The following is a 20,815-nucleotide window of genomic DNA, read 5'->3' on the forward strand; positions in this document are numbered from 1 at the left end:
CTGTTAAACAAACGTTTGATTAAGGGGGTTTTTGTGTAGATGGTGAAAAAAGTTAATTCATTCTCACCATTTTACACTTGGAATTGCGATTTTTAGTATGAGAATGGTTAATCGAGTTAATTGGAAATTATCCTCCCATTTAAGATCTTGTGATTCCTGAGTTTATGTCTGGGTGAAAAATTTTATTATTTTCTAACCCTTTCTCTCTGGTCCTTGCGACTTATAGTGTAGAGAGGTTAATTGAGTTGTTTAGAAATATCCTCCCCTCTTAACCTTGTGATTCCCGAGTTTGTGTGTCTGGGTGAAAAATTTTATTATTTTTTTGTTTTTTTCTCACCATTTCTCTCTAGTCCCTGCGACTTATAGTGTAGAGAGGTTATGAGATGTTTTAGATTCTTGTTCAAGTTTAAGATCTTGTGATTCCCGATTTTGTGTGTCTGTGTAAAAAATTTTATACTTTTTTTGTTTTTTTCTCACCATTTTACGCTCCTTCTTGCGATTTATAATATGAGAGAGTTATTGAGAGACTGAATTTTGCGAGGAATTTTGTGACATACAGTAAAAAAGACGCTTGGTAAGCCATAATGTTGACTTACTTTCGCGTCTTTTACTCTTGATCGATCCAATTATAATGTAACGTTTTGACGGCTCCTTGATGGTCTAACACAAGGCGCACCATTTTTTCTTTAAGTTGTTTCCCTTGGGCGTTGTCATCTAACTTGAAGTTGGTCTTTTTATCATACGTAATTTGGCCTTTTGGAACTTCAACGGTAATTCGACTGTCGTCTTCATATAAGAGACGACCAATTATGCAAGTGTCCCCTTTTTTTCGTTGTTCATAAGTTCCATTGAGATCTGCTAGCGTAATCGGAGCCGGTGTAAGTACCTTGATGTCTTGCTTGGTGCCTCCGATCACTGCGACAACTTTATATCCATTTAGTTTTTTACGAAAACCATTTAATTCATATTTAAATGACGGTGATTTTTTAATAGCGATGTGTTGATTGTCGACATCCAATAAAACAACATGTTTGGTTTCCTTAACATAGTCTCCTGTAATATGAAAATCTAGCTTAGATGTTGGACTCGCAATCGATTGATCTAGTGAAAAAGTTCTCAGATCCTCGACATGATATTTTTTTAAATAGGTTTGTTCAGTATTCACTTTCTCCTCTGTTTGTGGATTTGCTTTTGCATGTCCACCTTTAAATAAAGGTTGTATGGTACCTTGATTTGAAGAAATTAACCAAACTACAATCCCAAGAGTAAAAATTAAACCAACACCAATAGCGGGGATACCCCAACGTTTTTTTTCAACGCGCGGTTCGTTCATTCATTCGCAACTCCTCTATCCAGCATGATGTTGTAGTCAAAAACAATCGACAATCTTTAAAATTAACGTTCCCAAAAAATATGATCTTCATACTTAGATCATTCGAATAGATATTTAAAAATTGCTTGTCTTATTTAAGATATGTGATGTTTTAGATAATGATGTTGCGATGATTGTGAAATTAAGAGGCATAAATCGTAAATAAGCGGTAAATATTAGATTTAGTATTGGTTGTTTGTTTAATTGAAGAAGTTGTGTAATGAATTAGCTGGGTTGGTATGACATCAAAGCATGATTGCACAACTTCCGGGCTGGATTGCACAACCTCGGTGCCGGATTGCACGACTTCGTGGCTGGATTGCACGACTTCGTGGCCGGATTGCACAACCTCAGCACCGGATTGCACGACTTCGTGGCTGGATTGCACAACCTCAGCGCCGGATTGCACGACTTCGTGGCCGGATTGCACGACTTCGTGGCTGGATTAAGCGACTCGAACTCATAATTGAGCTACTTCAATGTGTTATTGAGCCACTTCCAAGCTTAATTGAGCCACTCCAACACATAATTGAGCTACTTCCAAACTTAATTGAGCCACTCCAACACATAATTGAGCTACTTATAAACAATGAAAAAAACTGCCGAGATGTCACGGCAGTTTGGTAGTACATTTTATTAAGTATTAGCTATTAGCACCTTCGTCATTTGTGCTTTGGTCTGTTTCAGATCCACTTTTTTTGTCTTGTTTAGTATCAGATTTGCCGTCTTTCTTTTGGCTAGGTTTTTGTTCTGGTTTTTGTTTTTTTGGTGTTTCTGTTGTTTCTTTAGCGCCAGCGTTTGTTGCTTCTGTAGATGGTTTTTTTACATTATTAAGTGCTGATAGACCTTTTGAAAAATATTTTTCTGGGTTTACAGCCATGTTATTTTTGCGAATTTCAAAGTGTAGGTGTGTACCTGCTGCACGGTTGAAGTCTTCTGTTCCCGCTTTACCAAGTTTTTCACCTTGAGCGACTTGTTGGCCTTTTTTCACATCTAAGGTTTGTAAACTATTATAAATGGTTTCAATACCTTTGCCGTGATTGATCGTTACAATGTAGCCAAGTAAGGCATCTTTTTCAGCTTTTGTAACTTTACCAGACATCGCTGCTGTTACCGTAAATGATTTATTGTCTTTTGTGCCAATGTTAACCCCTTTATTTTGCACAAAAGAATGATCATAGTTTACGAGAGCAGCTTCTTGATCCTCAGTAGATCCGTTAACATCATAGAATGGTTGAATAACACCCACAGCTTTTTTGTCAGTTACTGGCCAATTGAATACCTCTGTTGTTCCGTTAACTGGTGCAGAGTCCTTGTCACCGAATACGACATCATTTTTGTTACTTTGTAGTGATTGTTTGTCTGAGCGATCTGCTTGTACCCAAAGAACGCCGATCATGAGAATTGCTGCAACACCTAAATAGATAGAAGGTAAAAACCAACGTTTTTTTAAGAGAGCTCGCAAGTTTGATTTATTTTGAGATTCCTCGCTGAGTTTTCTCTTATCGTTATTATTATTGTCTGTCATTTCCATCACCTCTGCAATCATTGTGATCAGATTGCAAGTAATCTATACCTTGTTAAACAAAAAAACTGTTATTTTTTTTCGACAAATCTAGCAAAAGTTATGATTTTAACAATAAAAGGGTTATTTTACGCACTTTTTGACCGAATATGCATACATGGTAAAATTTCTACTATTCCAAAATATGTACTTTGTGTTTTAATAGAAGTATGTAATCAGAAGATAAGCTATCAATCTGAGAAAAATTTCTTAATGACTTTGGGGGCATAACAAAGATGGAAACATTACAGGCGGACATATCAAAATTTTTGGAACTCCATAGTGATGAATGGATTGCCTTTAGACGTGACTTACATGAACATCCAGAACTTAGTGAACAAGAAAAAGAAACTTCTGAAAAAGTAGCCCAAACTCTAACGAAACTTGGCATACCTTTTAAAAAAAATATAGGTGGATACGGCCTTGTCGCCGAAATAACAGGATCACAGGCCGGTCCTACAATTGCTCTACGTGCCGATATGGATGCCCTTCCGATTAAAGAAGAAACCAACCTCCCTTTCAAATCTGTCAATGATGGCGTTATGCATGCTTGTGGCCATGATATTCATACCACCATTTTACTTGCCACTGCACAAACATTATCTGAACACACCTCACAATTCAAAGGTACCGTCAAATTTATTTTTCAACCAGCCGAAGAAGTAAACGTCGGAGCTCTAGCAATGATGGAAGCAGGCGTACTCGAAAATGTTCAAGAAATCTATGGGTTACACAATGCACCGACCCTTCCAGTGGGTTCAATTGGGATCAAACGCGGACCATTAATGGGCTCTGTTGACCGTATAGAACTTACAATCGAAGGAAAAGGCGGACATGGTGCAGCACCGGATGCTTCCATTGATCCGATTGTAGCCGGATCTTCTATCGTTATGGGAATTCAAACGGCTGTGAGCAGAGAAATCTCTCCTCTTGAACCCGCTGTCATCACGATTGGTTCTTTCCACGCTGGTTTCGCTAATAATATCATTCCATCTGAAGCCAAACTGACAGGCACGATTCGTACCTTTTCTCAAAAAGTACGAGAGCAAATCAAACAAATTTTACCACGTATCATTGAACAACAAGCCCTATCTTATCGTTGCACTGCTCATTTCAACTATATTGATCAATCTCCAGCTCTCATCAACTCAGAATGCCAAACCGACTATGTTATAAAAGCCGCTGAAAAATGTCTAGGTGCTGAGCATGTTGTGGCATGCGCACCAACGACGATTGCTGAAGACTTTGCACAATACTTAAAAGATGTCCCAGGTGCCTTCTTCTGGCTTGGGTCTGGACCCGAAACGGACGCCGAAAAAAGCTTTGGACTACACCATCCTAAATGCAGCCCAAATGAAGGAGCCATTGAAGTTGGCGTTAAGGTCATGACCAATTTAGTCTTTGAGCGGTTGAGATAACATTACCTGCGATTGCCTCTGGGAGGAATGAAAAATTCTTCCTCTCAGGGGTTAATAATTTTTTTGATGTGGCTATCTCATCGATTCAAACCCTCTTCAATTAAAAGATGCCTGTGCATAACTCCTCTTTTATCCTCAAATTGTGTGTATCTTTTCTTAATTGTGGATTATTTTTCTGAAAAATATATAAAATTTGATAAGTCGCTTGTGGATAAAGTCTATCATTGTTGGTTTTTGTGTATAACTTCGGGAGATTGAAATGATAGATGACTTAATTTCGAGATAGAATTTGCAATTTCGGGTGATTTTTACAACAACAGCATGTTTCCTCAATTACCTCCCTTCCATACACCTTGAAAAAGTGAACAAAATATGAGTTATTTTTTTGTTCATTCTGATAATAGTCAAACTATTTAAATTTATATATACTATTAAATAATTCAAAAAACACATAGGAGGCATTTGATGGCAGATATTTTGTTGAAAAACATTTGCAAAAGGTATAAAAATAGTGACACTCTTTCTGTGAGTAACTTTAATTTGGACATTCAGCATAAAGAATTTATTGTATTTGTCGGCCCTTCAGGTTGTGGTAAGTCTACCACATTACGAATGATCGCTGGTTTAGAAGAAATAACGGATGGAGATTTGTTTATTGACAACAAACGCATGAATGATGTGGCTCCCAAAAATCGAGACATTGCGATGGTTTTTCAAAACTATGCTCTTTACCCTCATATGACGGTTTATGACAATATGGCTTTTGGATTAAAAATCAAAAAAATGCCAAAGGCAGAGATTGAATCTAGAGTAAAAGAAGCTGCCAAGATCCTTGGACTGGAAGATTATTTAAAACGTAAGCCAAAAGCGTTATCCGGTGGTCAGCGGCAACGGGTCGCTTTAGGACGAGCCATGGTTCGTAATCCGAAAGTTTTTCTCATGGATGAGCCACTTTCTAACTTAGATGCCAAACTCAGATTACAAATGCGTGCTGAAATATCTAAGCTACACCGTCGCTTAGATACCACGACGATTTATGTCACACATGATCAAACAGAGGCCATGACAATGGCTTCACGGATTGTCATTATGAAAGATGGTGTTATTCAGCAAATTGGTACCCCTAAAGAAGTCTATAATCATCCTATTAATGTTTTCGTTGCCAGTTTCATCGGTTCTCCTGCTATGAATTTCATACCTGCGACATGCTCTGACACCGAACTAAAAATTGGGAATATTTCTTTCGCATTACCAAAAGACAAATTGGATGTTTTACGCTCTAAAGGTTATATCAATAAAGAATTTATATTAGGGATTCGCCCAGAAGACATCAATCGAAACGAGCACTTAATTCAAGACACAAAGGCAGGCCAATTTGATGCCTCAATTGATGTTTCAGAGTTAATGGGATCAGAAAGTCTTCTTTACACCTCGATCAACGGAACAAACATTGTTGCGAAAGTCACTGATACTGATATTAAGAATGGCGATCAAGTCCAACTTGCCTTTGATTTAGATAAAATTCATTTTTTTGATAAAGATACCGAGGAAGTCATTACATTAAATACAAAAGAAGCGATTGCTTTATAAAGTGAAAACTTCCATCAATAGGGGGGTTTTTCAACGCACAGGTTGTGCTAGTGCAGGCGTTGCGACAGGACGTCGCGTTTTTAGCCTGCGTCATCCCCCACTGATGGTAAGCCTGAACCAATCGGACCTTTACGGGCAGTTGATCCCCCTCAGAAACTTGAGGTGGGGGTCTTACTGCCCGTTAAGGCGGAATAAACATATACCCCCATCCACTAGAATGGGTGGGGATCTTAGTTAATGGCCCCGCTCTCATTCCAGACAACATGATTTGATTGACACACCCACCTCCTGTACTTATTGCCTAATTTCAAATTAGTTTTGTACTACCTCGTCAATGAGATCGCACCACCTTAGGCTTGGATCGCACCACCTCTGGGGCTAATTGCACCACTCAAATCTGGATTGTACTACTCCGAACCCAGATTGCACCACTCCAGCCAAGAATTGCACATCCTCATGACAAGGTTGACCAATAAAATTTTCTCTAAAACTAAATAGACCACAATCGCCTGTGGTCTATATCACTCATTTATCTTCTAATTTTTTTGTGAATGGTTCCATGTTCTGGATAGATGTCCCTTTATAGTAATGGCTCAGGATTTGTTTGTAGTTCGCTCCTTCTTTCGCCATGCCTTCTGCGCCGTATTGGCTCATTCCAACTCCATGGCCGTAGCCTATGGTTTTTATAATCACTTGATTTCCTTTTCTTTTCATGGTGAAGTCGGTTGATCTTAAATTGAGGGCTTCACGAATCTGGCGGCCTGTGAACGTTTTATTGCCAATTTTGAAGGTTGCAATTCGTTTTCCATCGGTTCGTTTGATGACTTTGCCAATGGAGCCATCTGTTTTTGATAAGTTAATGTTCAATTTCCGCTCGACCGTATCCACTGATTGCTTTTCTGTGACTTTGTATTTTGGAGAGGCTTTATCCCATGGACTTGAAACGGACTGAAGATAGGGTATATCACCGCTCCAGTAGTCCTTTGCATTCTCTGTATAGCCGTTGCTTGTTGAGAAAAAAGAAGGCGTGGAGATGGGTTCTCCTTTATACATGATAATTTGGTCAGCTGTCTCATGCACAGCTTGTCTTATTTTCTTGATTTTCCAATTGTAATCTTTACCCCATATCCTTCGAAGTTCTTGATCATTCTTGTAGACTTGATTTTGCGTTGTATCGGTCACTTGTCCTCCATCGGGAAAGGAGGTTGAACCAGAGCCCAGAAGATGGCTGATAATATAGGTTCTTGCAGCCAATGTTTGGGCTTTTAGCGCTTCCAAGTCAAATTTGGCTGGCATTTCAGAACCTACGACGCCAACAAGATAATCATTAAACGGAACCTTTTGTGTTTTCTTGAGATTTTCTCTGTAGACACTTACCGTAATATGGGTGTTTTTTACTTTACTTTTTTTCTCTACATTTTGTTTACTTTTGTTCGGTGGTTGATTCTCTTTCATGTCTTTAGCGTGTGAAAACGGTAATACAATGACAGCTGGAATCAAGATGATGATAGCAACGAATAGTGTTAGGATGATGATGCCTTTCCTCATATATGTCCTCCCAATAGGTTGAATGTTTATCTTTATTTTATGGGACTAAACAAGCGATTAGAACGAAAAAATGGGATAAGATCATCCATCATGAGGAGCTGTCGGAACTTATTTTTTTTACATTTGTATGTATATTTAAATACATTTTAGCATAGACTGTTGATGGGAAATGATATTCATTTGTAAAAAATATGAAACCTATCATCTTAACAAATAACTAAATTTTCAAATTAGATTACCAAAAAAAAGAAGCCAAAATATGGCTTCATCTCGTTTAAATTCAAGCGAATTTTGGTTTCATGTTTAATTTAGGTATCGAAACTTCTTGTTCAATGGCTCCTTCTTCGACGGTTACACGCTCAACGTTAGCACCAAGTGCTCTAAGTTTTCCTGCTAAGTCAACATATCCACGATCTATATGTTTTAACTCACTCACGCGTGTGACTCCTTGAGAAATAAGACCAGCAATAACTAATGCAGCACCTGCACGCAAGTCAGTCGCTGATACTTCTGCTCCTTGCAAATTACAAGGACCGCTAATAATAGCTGAACGTCCTTCAATTTTAATATCCGCATTCATCCGTCTAAATTCTTCAACGTGCATAAAACGGTTTTCAAACACTGTTTCCGTAATAACAGAAGTGCCATGTGCTTTTAATAAAAGAGCCATCATTTGAGCCTGTAAATCCGTTGGGAACCCTGGATGTGGCATTGTTTTTACATCGACAGGTTTGAGAATGTCTGGTCCAATAACACGTAGGCCATTGAATTCTTGTAAAATTCTTACACCCATTTCCTCCATTTTTGAGATGAGAGGACGTAAATGTTCTGCCCGTGCATCTTCAACGAGGACATTTCCGCCTGTCACGGCTGCTGCAACCATATAAGTACCCGCTTCGATTCGATCAGGGACAATTCTATGATGAGCACCTTTTAATTCTTTTACACCTTGAATCGTAATCGTTCCAGTGCCGGCTCCTTTGACTCTGGCTCCCATTGCATTTAAAAATTCGGCAAGATCCTCAATTTCTGGTTCTCTGGCACAATTTTCAAGAGTCGTTGTACCGTTAGCAAGGACAGCTGCCATCATAATGTTCTCCGTTGCGCCAACACTTGGCATATCGAGATAAATATTAGCTCCTTGAAGTTTGCCATTAACACTTGCCTCAATAAATCCATTACCAATATTGATTTTTGCACCCATGGCTTCAAAACCTTTAAGATGTTGATCAATCGGTCTTGAACCAATGGCACAACCACCAGGGAGCGGAATTCTAGCCACACCAACTCGAGCGAGCAAAGGTCCCATTACAAGAAAAGACGCACGCATTTTTCGAACGTATTCAAATGGTGCTTCTGTTAATAATTCTTTTACTGCTTTTACGGTAATCGTATTATTTTCATAATTCACGTCTGCATTCAGATAACGCAAAACATTGTTAATCGTATACACATCTGCTAAAGCAGGAACGTTATAAATTTTACTTGTACCTTTATTAGCTAGCATCGAAGCCGCAATAACGGGAAGAACCGCATTTTTTGCTCCTTCTACTTTTACAGTCCCGAATAAACGCTTCCCGCCACGAACAATGATTTTCTCCAAGATTATTCCCCTCCGCGTCCAATGTCATTTATCCGCTTTTCGCCTGGTTAACCAATATTGGCCTAACCATCCGCAACTCCTCTTACGGGGGAGGTAACAGACACGCCATCACATTGATAATTCTATTCACGAAAACGAAAAATTCACTGAAATATTCGCTTATTATATTTAGTATTCAGTCGTTATTATTGGTGTTCCTATTGTTATTGTTGTTTGACCATTTAATGTACGTAGTGCAACTTGTATGTTCATTTTTTTCTCCCCAGTATAAATCGCGTCACGCCATGCTCTAGTATATGCAGATACAGACACAAAGGTTTTTTCATTTATTATTTCTACTGGTTGAGCTTGAAAATCATTCATTATTTTATTAGAAGTATTTAATAGACCAGATTTTATTTTAGCACTTCTTTTCGCTTTTACACAATAAAATTTTTCGTACTTTCCATGGAAAATTTTTGCTTGTTCTTTTTTAATTTTCTCTTTTACTTTCGTCCACTTATTAGAATCCCATTGATCGCCCTTCAACTCATATATGATGTACGTTTGATAATTATTTTTATGGGGGTAAGCGATAACTTTTATGTTTGCTATGGTATGACGATCCATAACATAAGTTCCAAGCCATTCATGCTGGCCATTTTTTTTCGTTTTTTCAACAAATGTGTATTTTGGTAATTTGTGAAAAAAGGATTCTGTAAATTGCTCTAGCTCAGAACGACTTTTTAACGAAGTCTCCGATTGCCTAGAGTATACAGACCACCCGGTTATCTTTGCTCCCTGTTTTTCAACACTTTGAGCTATTAAGGGAATCTCTTTATAAGTAGATCTATTTGACTGACTTGTTTTCGCTTCAACTTGTGAATAAGCCCCTAAGAAAAAAACCATAATAAAAAGTGCAATTATCCATTGATTCTTTATTTTCATCTTGCGTTTCACCTCTCCTTAATCACATTGTTCACGATTAGGAGTAGGTTAATACATCTAACTTATCGTTATTAATCGGCAAGATTCTGCAAAAATAGACAACTTTTTTATCTTGAAGCAAAAATTTACTGCTTATCTCAATAAGCATACAATCTTTGGTTTCCAATACCATTAATTCATTAATAATAAAGAAGAACCGAGATAGTCTAAGAAAAATTTAGAGACAAGGTAACTTATAGCAAGTGAAAAAAGAACCATAAAACATAAAGCCTGTTTCCCTTTAGGCTTACGAAAAAAAAGCTCCCATTTAATTCCTTGAATAGCCCACCAAGTCAAAATAAACGCAATCAGGTGGAGAACGATACTAAGTCCCGCTTGATAGCCAAAAGTCATCACCTCTGCACCCTTCCTGGCTCATTTGTAACTTAATTGTTATATTTCGATAAGGATTTTTAATACAAATGTAACAATTCGTTCTTATTTTAGCTCTTTTTTTCAAAAAGTGCTACCTTTTAAAAAAAATATTTTGACCATTATACATTATTACCCTTAAATCCAATGAAATAATCATTTACACTAGGTAAAAAAAACCCTTATAACAGATTTTATACCCGAAAATATTCAAAATCAATGCTTGTAATTTTATATATATAAGCTTTCATGATATTTAAGGAGATAGACCTACCCCAATTTCGCACCGCTCTTTCTAACTAGGGGCAAAATACCTAACACTAATTAAATATGAAATAAAAATGAATGCTGAAGAGGTTTTAAAATAAGGGTGTGCAATGTGATTTGCGTAATTTCTCTGGCATTGATTTGAGCTACTTCTTGATTAATTGAGCTATTTCGACATTATGTGAGCTAGTTCTGGATTAATTGAGGAACTTCAGCGTTAATTGAGCTACTTCTGGATTAATTGAGGCACTATGGCATTGATTTGAGCTACTTTTGAATTAATTGAGGAACTTCAGCGTTAATTGAGCTACTTCTGGATTAATTGAGGAACTTCAGCGTTAATTGAGCTACTTCTGAATTTATTGAGGAACTTCAGCGTTAATTGAGCTACTTCTGAATTTATTGAGGGACTTTAACATTGATTTGAGCTACTTTTGAATTAATTGAGGAACTTCAGCGTTAATTGAGCTACTTCTGAATTAATTGAGGAACTTCAGCGTTAATTGAGCTACTTCTAAATTAATTGAGGCACTCTGGCATTGATTTGAGCTACTTTTAAATTAATTGAGGAACTTCAGCGTTAATTGAGCTACTTCTCGATTAATTGAGGCACTCTGGCATTGATTTGAGCTAATTTTGAATTAATTGAGGAACTTCAGCGTTAATTGAGCTACTTCTGGATTAATTGAGGAACTTCAGCGTTAATTGAGCTACTTCTGGATTAATTGAGGGACTTCAACGTTAATTGAGGCACTATGGCATTGATTTGAGCTACTTTTGAATTAATTGAGGAACTTCAGCGTTAATTGAGCTACTTCTAAACTAATTGAGGCACTCTGGCACTGATTTGAGCTACTTTTAAATTAATTGAGGAACTTCAACGTTAATTGAGCTACTTTTAAATTAATTGAGGCACTCTGGCACTGATTTGAGCTACTTTTGAATTAATTGAGGCACTCTGGCATTGATTTGAGCTACTTCTGGATTAATTGAGGAACTTCAGCGTTAATTGAGCTACTTTTAAATTAATTGAGGAACTTCAACGTTAATTGAGCTACTTTTAAATTAATTGAGGCACTCTGGCACTGATTTGAGCTACTTTTGAATTAATTGAGGAACTTCAACGTTAATTGAGCTACCTTCTGATTACAAACTTGTTAAACCAAGACGATGCTAAATCATGCATACGACTCAGGGTTCAATCCTAACATTACTCTGATTTTAAGATATTCTACGATCACAATTTGTAACATTTTCACAATAAAAGTTAATCTTTCACGAAGTATTATAAAATAAAGTAAAAAAAAGAGTACCAGCCATTTTAACTGGTACTCTTTCTATTAATTTACTCGATGCCTGATTTGGCAGTTTTTAGTCGGGCTTCTGCTCGTTTGAGCTCTTTTTTTGCAGTTTCGTAATCTAGAGTTCCTCTTTCGAGTTTATCTAGCTTTCCTTCAGCCTCTACTTTTGCTTTTTCTGCACGGGGTACATCAATATCTTCTTTCAACTCCGCAGATTCCGAAAGAATGGTGACATGTTCAGGATGTATTTGTATAAATCCACCGTGGACAGCCACATATTGTGTACGATCATCGAGGTCAAGGCGAACACGATCAATTTCTAGTGGTGCAACAAGCGGCATGTGCTTAGGCAATATTCCGAGTTCACCGCTTGTTGCTCTCACATTAATCATGTGGGCTTCGCCTTCAAAGATTTTTCCGTTCGGCGTTACGATTTCCGTATGCACCGTACTCATTTTGCAAAACCTCCTTTGGCAGATACATGTCTCATCACGTGAGGTTCAGTCATAACCGCTTAGGCCAATTCTTTTGCTCTTTCAATAACTGCTTCAATTGGTCCACAGTTACGGAAAGCATCTTCAGGAACGTCATCATACTTTCCTTCAAGAATTTCTTTGAAGCCACGAACGGTATCTTTTACAGGTACATATGAGCCTGGGATACCTGTAAATTGTTCAGCAACGTGGAAGTTTTGTGACAAGAAGAATTGAATACGACGAGCACGGCTAACCGTTTGTTTATCCTCATCAGATAATTCGTCCATCCCGAGGATAGCAATGATATCTTGTAATTCTTTATAACGTTGCAATGTTTCTTGAACCCCTCGGGCAACATTATAATGCTCTTCACCAACAATTTCTGGTGATAAGGCACGTGACGTTGATGCCAATGGATCCACCGCTGGATAAATACCAATTTGCGTCAAAGCACGTTCAAGGTTTGTCGTTGCATCAAGGTGAGCAAATGTCGTTGCTGGCGCTGGGTCCGTATAGTCATCCGCTGGTACATAAACGGCTTGAATTGATGTAACAGATCCTTTTTTCGTTGATGTAATACGCTCTTGAAGACGACCCATTTCAGTTGCAAGTGTTGGCTGATAACCAACGGCTGATGGCATACGTCCAAGAAGGGCAGATACTTCAGAACCAGCTTGTGTAAACCGGAAAATGTTATCGATAAAGAGAAGCACGTCTTGCCCTTGTTCATCACGGAAATATTCTGCCATTGTTAGACCTGACAAGGCAACACGCATACGTGCACCAGGCGGCTCGTTCATTTGACCAAACACCATGGCTGTTTTTTTGATAACGCCAGAGTCAGTCATTTCAAAGTAAAGGTCATTACCTTCACGGGTACGTTCACCAACACCGGCAAATACAGAAATACCACCATGTTCTTGGGCGATATTATGGATTAATTCTTGAATAAGCACGGTTTTACCAACACCAGCACCACCGAAGAGACCAATTTTACCACCTTTAATATAAGGAGCAAGCAAATCAATGACTTTTATGCCTGTTTCTAGTACTTCTGTTTTTGTTGATAATTCATCAAACGCCGGAGCTTCACGGTGAATAGAATGACGAGGAACATCCTGACCTGGATCTTCTTTTAGATCGATCGCTTGACCAAGAACATTAAACACACGACCGAGTGTGGCATCTCCAACTGGAACAGAGATTGGTTTACCTGTATCTAATACTTCCATGCCACGTATAACACCATCGGTTGATGACATGGCAATGGTTCTTACCGTATCATTACCCAAGTGAAGAGCCACTTCTAGAGTTAAACTAATACTTACTTCATTTTCAGACTTTGCATTAAATTCAATTTTAAGAGCATTGTGGATTTCAGGAAGTTGACCACGTTCGAATCTAACGTCGATAACTGGTCCCGTTACCTGAGTGACATAACCCTTGTTCATGCCTTTTCCCTCCAATCACAAATAGTGAGAGTTTATTCTAGTGCCGATGCTCCGCCAACGATCTCAGAAAGTTCCTGTGTAATCGCTGCTTGACGAGCACTGTTAAATGAGAGTGTTAATTTGTCAATGAGTTCGGTTGCGTTATCCGTTGAATTCCTCATCGCTGTCATACGTGCAGCATGTTCTGCTGCCCTAGCATCTAGTAAAGCCCCATAAATTAAACCTTCTGCATAAAGAGGTAACAAGTTCTGAAGGACCTCTTGACTGTCTGGCTCATATTCATAGTTTACTGAGTGCTCTTCGTGAGTTTCAATATCAGATAACGGTAATAGTTTTACATCCGTCAACTCTTGATTAATTGCACTGACAAAGTGGTTGTAAACCATATATAATTCATCAATTTCTTCGTATTCATATAAACCAACTGCTTTTCTAGCAAGGGACTTAACATCATCAAACGACAAGTGTTCAGATAAGTCTGTGACTCGATGTGTTACTTCTATATTACGGTTTTCAAAGAATTTCACACCGACTTTACCGACAACAAAAACTTTATATTCATCGCTTGATTGATGACGTTCTTGTATAAGACCATACACATGTTTTAAAACATTGTTGTTGTATGCCCCTGCAAGTCCCATGTCAGCTGTTATGACAAGATAACCCGTTTTCTTTACAGGACGTGTTTGAAGCATCGGATGTTTGATACTTCCATTATTTCCTGCTGCGATACCACCAACGACTTCGCGAAGTTTATCTGTATAAGCTGTGTATGTTTTCGCTTGCGTTTGCGCACGATTCAATTTTGCAGCTGATACCATTTCCATCGCTTTCGTAATTTGGCGGGTTTTCTTCTTTGATGCAATACTATCTTTTATATCACGCATTGAAGGCACTTCAATTCACCACCTTTTGAAGCGTATGGGATGAAACCATCCCATACATTATTTGCTTGTTGATGTAGCAAATGTATTTTTAAATGCTTTAATGACGCCATTTAGTGACTCTTCATCAGGAAGAGCACCTGTTTTACGGATTGTTTCATAAATATTGTTGTGGTTTTGTTCAACAAACGCTAAAAGTTCGGATTCAAAACGTCTAACATCTTGAAGTAAAACATCATCAATAAATCCACGTGATAACGCATAGAGACTCACCACTTGCTTTTCAACTGGAAACGGTTTGTGAAGTTCTTGTTTTAAGAGCTCAACCGTTTTTTGCCCACGTTCAAGACGTGCTTTTGTTGTAGGATCCAAATCAGATCCAAATTGAGAGAAAGCTTCAAGTTCACGATAAGCAGCGAGGTCAAGTTTTAATGTACCTGCTACTTTTTTCATCGCTTTAATTTGTGCAGAACCCCCAACACGAGAAACTGATGTCCCTGCATCAACCGCTGGACGAACACCAGAGCGGAAGAGACTGGATTCCAAGAAAATTTGACCATCAGTAATTGAAATCACGTTGGTTGGAATGTAAGCCGAAATATCTCCAGCTTGCGTTTCAATAATAGGTAGGGCTGTAATTGAACCGCCGCCTAATCGATCACTTAATTTTGCTGCACGTTCCAATAACCTTGAGTGAATGTAGAAAACATCCCCTGGATAAGCTTCACGACCTGGTGGACGACGAAGAAGGAGAGAAAGTTCACGGTAAGCTGCAGCTTGTTTTGATAAATCGTCATAAATAATAAGCACGTGTTTACCGTTGTACATTAATTCTTCACCCATTGATACTCCTGCATAAGGTGCCAAGTATAACAGTGGTGCCGGGTCTGAAGCACTTGCTGAGACGACAATGGTTCTATCGAGAACACCAAATTCACGAAGCGTCTCAACCACTCCGGCAACTGTTGATGCTTTCTGACCGATGGCTACATAAATACTGATCACATCTTGATCTTTTTGATTAATAATTGTATCAATCGCTACGGCTGTTTTCCCTGTTTGACGGTCACCGATAATTAATTCACGTTGTCCACGACCAATTGGAATCATGGCGTCAATCGATTTAATACCTGTTTGCATTGGTTCTGTAACAGATTTACGTTCCATTACCCCAGGTGCTCGATTTTCGATTGGACGTGTTTTTGTCGTATTAAGTGGTCCTTTTCCATCCAGAGGTTGACCAAGTGGATTGACAACACGGCCAAGGAGTTCTTCCCCAACAGGTACTTCCATGATCCGACCTGTACGTTTTACTTCGTCCCCTTCGTGGATGCCTGTATAAGGCCCAAGAATGATAATACCAACATTATTTTCTTCAAGGTTTTGCGCAAGTCCTATGACCCCATTTGAAAATTCAACAAGCTCACCTGACATGACGCTATCTAAACCGTGGACACGAGCAATTCCGTCACCTATTTCAATGACAGTACCGACCTCGCTGACTTGAACTTTAGATTGATAATTTTCAATCTGTTGTTTAATTAACGAGCTAATTTCTTCTGCCTTAATGCTCACGATATGTTCACCCCTATCTACCTACTTTAATCTCCTGCCTGAATCTAGCTAGTTTTCCTGCAATCGTTCCATCATACAATTTATCACCGACACGTAAGAGCAATCCTCCGATTAGAGAATCATCGACTTTCGTATGCATACGTAATTTTTTGTTTACCGCTTTGCCTAGTTTTTTAGAAAGAGCATGCTGTCCTTTTTCATCAAGCGGTTTCGCCGTTGTCACTGTAACATCTAAGATGCCGCGCTCTTTGTCTGCTAAGACTTGATAGGCTTCTCTAATATCTGTCACGATATTTTCACGGTCACGATCAATTAATACATACAAAAGGTTGATAACTTCTTGGCTAATCGTGTCATTAAAAATGGATGCAATTAACGCTTTTTTATCGTCAATATCAATTTGTGGATGGTTAAGAACTTTATTAAGCTCATCATTTTCTACGATTGTTGTATTGACTAATATCAAATCATTTTCAAAATCATCGACTTTCCCGTGTTCTTTAGCTACTTCAAAGAGTGCACTCGCATAACGTTTGCTGACGACTTCACTCATAACCGTTCTCCTACTTCTTTGAGAACTTGGTTCATTTCTTTGTCGTATTGTTTTTCATCAATTTCTTTTTCAAGAATTTTCGTAGCGAGAAGGACAGAAAGCTCAGCTACTTCGTCACGAAGCGAAGCTATGGCTTTGTCTTTTTCACGGGTAATTTCTGCGCGTGCTTCCACAACTAATCGATCGGCCCGATCTTTAGCGGCGCTAATAATGCTGTCGGCTTCTGATTCGCCTTGTTTTTTCGCACGTTCAATAATCGTTTGTGCTTCTTGTCTTACTTTTTCTAATTCTGATTTTTGTTCAGCGAGAAGCGATTCAGCTTCTTTTCTGCTTGACTCTGATTTTTCAATTTGATTATCTATATAACTTTGTCTTTTACGCATCATTTCGACAACTGGTTTTGCCCCAAATTTGCCAACAATGATCATTAAAATAACAAAAACAATTAATTGAAATAAAATTGTTCCTAAATGAAATTCGAGCACGCTTTGCCACTCCCTTCATCATGTCATCCTGTCATGCATGTTTTAAGCTGCCGTCATAAAAAATTTTAACAAAGAAATCGGGGGCTGACATACTCCCCCAACGTTTTATTATCCCAATACACCGAAAAGAACTAAGATACCAAATGCGATTGAAATGATTGGCAAGGCTTCAACAAGACCAAGAGCGATCATCGCTTGTCCAAAAAGTTTACCTTGTGCTTCAGGTTGACGAGCAATTCCTTCTAAATAACGGCTGAATAAAACCCCGTTACCAATACCAGCTGCAAGAGCTCCAAATGCGATCATAATACCACCAGCAAGAATACCTAAACTCATGTGAAATTTCCTCCTTAAATATCTCAAAATAAAATATTATAAATTAGTGATCGTCTGCAATTTTTTGTGAAATATAGACCATTGCAAGAACGGTGAAGATATAGGCTTGGATACACCCAACAAAGAGTGAGAATCCTACCCAAGCAAACATCGGTAAAGCTGTAAGATACGGCGTGCCCTCTCTTAAAATAAGAATGAGGACTTCACCTGCGAAAATGTTGGCCCATAACCGCGCTGCGTGAGTGGTTGGTTTCGCTAATTCATCAATAATATGTAGCGGAAACATCCACGCATAGGGTTGAAAGTAATGAGCAACATAGCCTTTTGGACTTTTTCTAAAGCCCACAATATGAGCATAAATCGTTATCGCAAAAGCAAGTGCTACCGTAACATTAATATCTGATGTCGGTGACTTGAACCAACTTACTTCAGCATCACTTTGTGTAATACCAAAGGCAGGAACAGCTCCATGCGAGTTGATCATGACAATGACACCTAATGTATTGGCAATGATAATGAAAAGAAATGTCGTAATCGCAAAGCTCAAATATTTAGATGCTTTTTTATCATCAAGCATCATATTGGTCACACCACGAATAAAGTCAACAATCATTTCCATAATGTTTTGTTTCCTTGATGGTCTCATTGAGAGTTTTCTAGTTAGAAAAATCACAAGCAAGATTACAAGAAGGGCTGTAATCGTAGTTCCAATCATCACTGTTACGTCAAACGTCATCCCTAGAAATTTCACTTTTGGAGTTATTTCCAATGTTCTCCCTCCTTTCAAGTGATAATCGTGTTTGTTTTCCAGTTTCAATCGTCGTCACAACAATTAATGTCAAATAGCCCAGTAAAAGCGAAAAAACGAATGTTCTGAAATCAAAAATAGCTGGGAGTTTGTAAACTAAAAGGGCTCCAAACGTAACCATTAAGAAACGAGTCATCGATTTTAGTCCCATTAATTTGTGTGAACCTGAAAGAACCTTCACACTAGCAATCCTTACTCGCAATGTCATGTGGAAAATGTTATAAAAACTAATTGTCATTCCAAGGACAAAACCTGCTAACAGGGATTTGACAGGTAGCAAAATCCACAAGAGACTTGCGATAATCAATAAGCAAACATAAATAACGAACATTACACGATAAGACCATGCCAATTCATTTTTCATTTATGGCTCAGTCCTTTGTCATTGATATCAACGAAAACACAGCACTTACAAGGCCTAGTAGCAAACCACCCAGTAACCCGACCGCGAGCCAAATGTGATTTGTACTAAAATGCGCATCCAAACGCTTGCCAAGCCATGCCCCACTCAAAATAAACGCGAAAATTTCAAAGCCAATTGTGCTTACGACACCTACCATTCGCCAAGGATCTGTCTGTTTTTGTTTCATGACATCATCCTTTTCAATTCGTCTTTACTTCAGTGAAAATATTAAAAGAAATTGGGAGTTAGTGAGGAAACAATATAACATGATCCAATTTTCTACATATCAATATCTTTCCCGTAAACACGATTACTTAAAACTTAGCTTTTAAACTTAAAGACATGAATGTAGAAAGCCTCTATCTAATTTCATCAATCCAATTAACTTTCACTATTTTCCACCGAAAATATCAACTAATTTCAATTTTACGAAAGCGCTATCTTTCTGTCAACATAAACTAATCGACTTTGATTTTAAGTTATGTCTATTTTATAAGTGGTTAGCTATTGAAAAGAACTATCATAGCTACAATTAAATTTTAACCATTTTTGATCAAAATGGAAGTGGTGAAAACTGACGAATATGTGACAGCGAATAAGTCCAGAAGCTTCATAATAAAGCGTTTTCTTCATTGCTATATCAAGAATGAAAGGGGTTAATCCCCCTCTCTTTTCCAAATATTTTTTTCATAAAATATGACGTCATTTGACAATTTAAAACATTTCTAGCTTATTATATTTAAAAACAACTAAAGTTAGAAACGCTTATTTAGTTCCAAATAATCGGTCACCTGCATCGCCCAATCCAGGTACTATGTAACCTTTTTCATTTAATTTTTCATCCAATGCCGCAAGATAGATATCAACGTCGTCGTGATCTTGTTGAATACGTTTTACTCCTTCTGGTGCACCAATGAGGCACATTAATTTAATGTTAACAGCACCGCGATCTTTCAATGACTGAATGGCGGCTGACGCTGATCCACCGGTAGCAAGCATTGGATCAACCACAATAAGTTCACGCTCATGAATATCACTTGGTAATTTGACATAATATTCTACAGGTTCAAGTGTCTTAGGATCTCGGTACAGACCAACATGTCCTACTTTAGCCGCTGGAATTAGATTGAGAACCCCATCCATCATGCCAAGACCTGCGCGGAGAATCGGAATAATACCTAATTTTTTTCCTGAAAGGCGATATGCTTTGGCTGTGGTCACAGGCGTTTGAACATCAACTTCTTCTAATGGCAAGTCTCGAGTAATTTCAAAAGCCATTAATGTTCCTACTTCATCAACAAGTTCACGAAAAGCTTTCGTGCCTGTCCGATGATCTCGTATCATCGTTAATTTGTGTTGAATCAATGGATGATCTAATACTTTAAGTTCTCCCATTTACGATTCCCCCTATCAATAGTCTCTCGACAAATTTTACATAAAAAAAACGATGAATTCAACCTGGCTTAGATTTACATTCAAAGAGTTTCTTTTATATTCTTGTCCTATTATAATAAAAACTTTACTAGAGGGCGACAAACAATTTGAAAAATTTAGCGTGATCATGATTAGACCACGCTAAATTATCAATATTTTTACTAGAATAAAATACCCGAAAGCTTCGGCTCTCTATCTTTTCAGAAAAGCATCCATAGATGGGAGTTTTTCTTTATAGAGGTTGTTCAAAAAGTCATCAAATGATCAGCTACGAATCTCGGCGCCCGCTTGATTCTCCGGTCCTCATGTAGCGGATACAAGAGGATCGCTGGCTAAAGTCGCTCACGTCTTATGGCTGGCGCCTGAAGCTACCACATCCTGTGGAATGCCGGTACTCAAAACAGTACCG

The 20,815-nt window shown here is 38.2% G+C and carries 20 protein-coding genes; 3 read left to right on the forward strand and 17 right to left on the reverse strand.

Annotation, left to right across the window (positions count from 1 at the left end; all coding sequences use genetic code 11):
- Positions 1-607: 607 nt before the first annotated feature.
- Positions 608-1,333, reverse strand: a complete 726-nt coding sequence (locus FG390_RS03540) for a hypothetical protein (protein WP_141189661.1) — start codon at positions 1,331-1,333, stop codon at positions 608-610.
- Positions 1,334-1,624: 291 nt separating this feature from the next.
- On the opposite strand from FG390_RS03540, the gene FG390_RS03545 reads away from it, so the two are divergent.
- Complete coding sequence (locus FG390_RS03545) at positions 1,625-1,999, forward strand: hypothetical protein (RefSeq protein ID WP_141189662.1); 375 nt, start codon at positions 1,625-1,627, stop codon at positions 1,997-1,999.
- 16 nt (positions 2,000-2,015) lie between these two features.
- Here FG390_RS03545 and spoIIQ read toward each other — a convergent pair whose 3' ends face one another.
- A complete protein-coding gene (gene spoIIQ, locus FG390_RS03550) occupies positions 2,016-2,900 on the reverse strand; it encodes a stage II sporulation protein SpoIIQ (protein ID WP_181406357.1) in 885 nt (294 codons plus the stop codon).
- 272 nt (positions 2,901-3,172) lie between these two features.
- On the opposite strand from spoIIQ, the gene FG390_RS03555 reads away from it, so the two are divergent.
- Positions 3,173-4,354 (forward strand): M20 metallopeptidase family protein, encoded by a 1,182-nt coding sequence (locus FG390_RS03555; protein WP_141189664.1) that lies wholly within the window; start codon positions 3,173-3,175, stop codon positions 4,352-4,354.
- Positions 4,355-4,819: 465 nt separating this feature from the next.
- On the forward strand, positions 4,820-5,944 hold the full coding sequence (locus FG390_RS03560) for an ABC transporter ATP-binding protein (protein ID WP_141189665.1): 1,125 nt from the start codon (positions 4,820-4,822) through the stop codon (positions 5,942-5,944).
- A gap of 525 nt (positions 5,945-6,469) precedes the next feature.
- Here FG390_RS03560 and spoIID read toward each other — a convergent pair.
- From spoIID to upp, 15 genes are all read right to left on the reverse strand, one after another.
- Positions 6,470-7,492 (reverse strand): stage II sporulation protein D, encoded by a 1,023-nt coding sequence (gene spoIID / locus FG390_RS03565; protein WP_141189666.1) that lies wholly within the window; start codon positions 7,490-7,492, stop codon positions 6,470-6,472.
- A gap of 280 nt (positions 7,493-7,772) precedes the next feature.
- Complete coding sequence (murA, locus tag FG390_RS03570; protein WP_141189667.1) at positions 7,773-9,095, reverse strand: UDP-N-acetylglucosamine 1-carboxyvinyltransferase; 1,323 nt, start codon at positions 9,093-9,095, stop codon at positions 7,773-7,775.
- A gap of 168 nt (positions 9,096-9,263) precedes the next feature.
- Entirely contained in the window at positions 9,264-10,022 is a 759-nt protein-coding gene (locus FG390_RS03575) for a YwmB family TATA-box binding protein (RefSeq protein WP_141189668.1), read from the reverse strand.
- A gap of 171 nt (positions 10,023-10,193) precedes the next feature.
- The gene (locus FG390_RS03580) at positions 10,194-10,415 is read right to left on the reverse strand and encodes a DUF1146 family protein (protein ID WP_141189669.1); all 222 of its coding nucleotides are present in this window, start codon (positions 10,413-10,415) and stop codon (positions 10,194-10,196) included.
- Positions 10,416-12,045: 1,630 nt separating this feature from the next.
- Complete coding sequence (locus FG390_RS03585; RefSeq protein ID WP_141189670.1) at positions 12,046-12,456, reverse strand: F0F1 ATP synthase subunit epsilon; 411 nt, start codon at positions 12,454-12,456, stop codon at positions 12,046-12,048.
- A 59-nt stretch (positions 12,457-12,515) separates the two neighbouring features.
- Positions 12,516-13,928 (reverse strand): F0F1 ATP synthase subunit beta, encoded by a 1,413-nt coding sequence (gene atpD, locus FG390_RS03590; protein ID WP_141189671.1) that lies wholly within the window; start codon positions 13,926-13,928, stop codon positions 12,516-12,518.
- Positions 13,929-13,960: 32 nt separating this feature from the next.
- Positions 13,961-14,824 carry an ATP synthase F1 subunit gamma gene (gene atpG / locus FG390_RS03595; RefSeq protein WP_141189672.1) on the reverse strand — a complete coding sequence of 288 codons (864 nt, stop codon included), beginning with the start codon at positions 14,822-14,824 and terminating at the stop codon, positions 13,961-13,963.
- Between the two features lie 48 nt (positions 14,825-14,872).
- The gene (atpA, locus tag FG390_RS03600) at positions 14,873-16,387 is read right to left on the reverse strand and encodes a F0F1 ATP synthase subunit alpha (RefSeq protein WP_141189673.1); all 1,515 of its coding nucleotides are present in this window, start codon (positions 16,385-16,387) and stop codon (positions 14,873-14,875) included.
- 13 nt (positions 16,388-16,400) lie between these two features.
- Positions 16,401-16,940, reverse strand: coding sequence for a F0F1 ATP synthase subunit delta (locus FG390_RS03605; protein ID WP_141189674.1), 540 nt, complete (start codon positions 16,938-16,940; stop codon positions 16,401-16,403).
- Positions 16,937-17,425 carry a F0F1 ATP synthase subunit B gene (atpF, locus tag FG390_RS03610; RefSeq protein ID WP_141189675.1) on the reverse strand — a complete coding sequence of 163 codons (489 nt, stop codon included), beginning with the start codon at positions 17,423-17,425 and terminating at the stop codon, positions 16,937-16,939. Before atpF ends, FG390_RS03605 begins: the two co-directional genes overlap by 4 nt.
- A gap of 108 nt (positions 17,426-17,533) precedes the next feature.
- Positions 17,534-17,761, reverse strand: a complete 228-nt coding sequence (gene atpE, locus FG390_RS03615) for a F0F1 ATP synthase subunit C (RefSeq protein WP_141189676.1) — start codon at positions 17,759-17,761, stop codon at positions 17,534-17,536.
- A gap of 43 nt (positions 17,762-17,804) precedes the next feature.
- Positions 17,805-18,530 carry a F0F1 ATP synthase subunit A gene (atpB, locus tag FG390_RS03620; protein WP_141189677.1) on the reverse strand — a complete coding sequence of 242 codons (726 nt, stop codon included), beginning with the start codon at positions 18,528-18,530 and terminating at the stop codon, positions 17,805-17,807.
- Positions 18,487-18,933: a hypothetical protein gene (locus FG390_RS03625; protein WP_141189678.1), complete on the reverse strand. Its 447-nt coding sequence runs from the start codon at positions 18,931-18,933 to the stop codon at positions 18,487-18,489. The genes atpB and FG390_RS03625 overlap by 44 nt, the downstream gene beginning before the upstream one ends.
- A gap of 7 nt (positions 18,934-18,940) precedes the next feature.
- Positions 18,941-19,159 (reverse strand): AtpZ/AtpI family protein, encoded by a 219-nt coding sequence (locus FG390_RS03630; RefSeq protein WP_141189679.1) that lies wholly within the window; start codon positions 19,157-19,159, stop codon positions 18,941-18,943.
- A gap of 578 nt (positions 19,160-19,737) precedes the next feature.
- The gene (gene upp, locus FG390_RS03635) at positions 19,738-20,367 is read right to left on the reverse strand and encodes a uracil phosphoribosyltransferase (protein ID WP_141189680.1); all 630 of its coding nucleotides are present in this window, start codon (positions 20,365-20,367) and stop codon (positions 19,738-19,740) included.
- Positions 20,368-20,815 lie beyond the last annotated feature (448 nt).

The organism is Terrilactibacillus laevilacticus (genome assembly GCF_006517395.1).
Lineage (GTDB): Bacteria > Bacillota > Bacilli > Bacillales > Sporolactobacillaceae > Terrilactibacillus > Terrilactibacillus laevilacticus.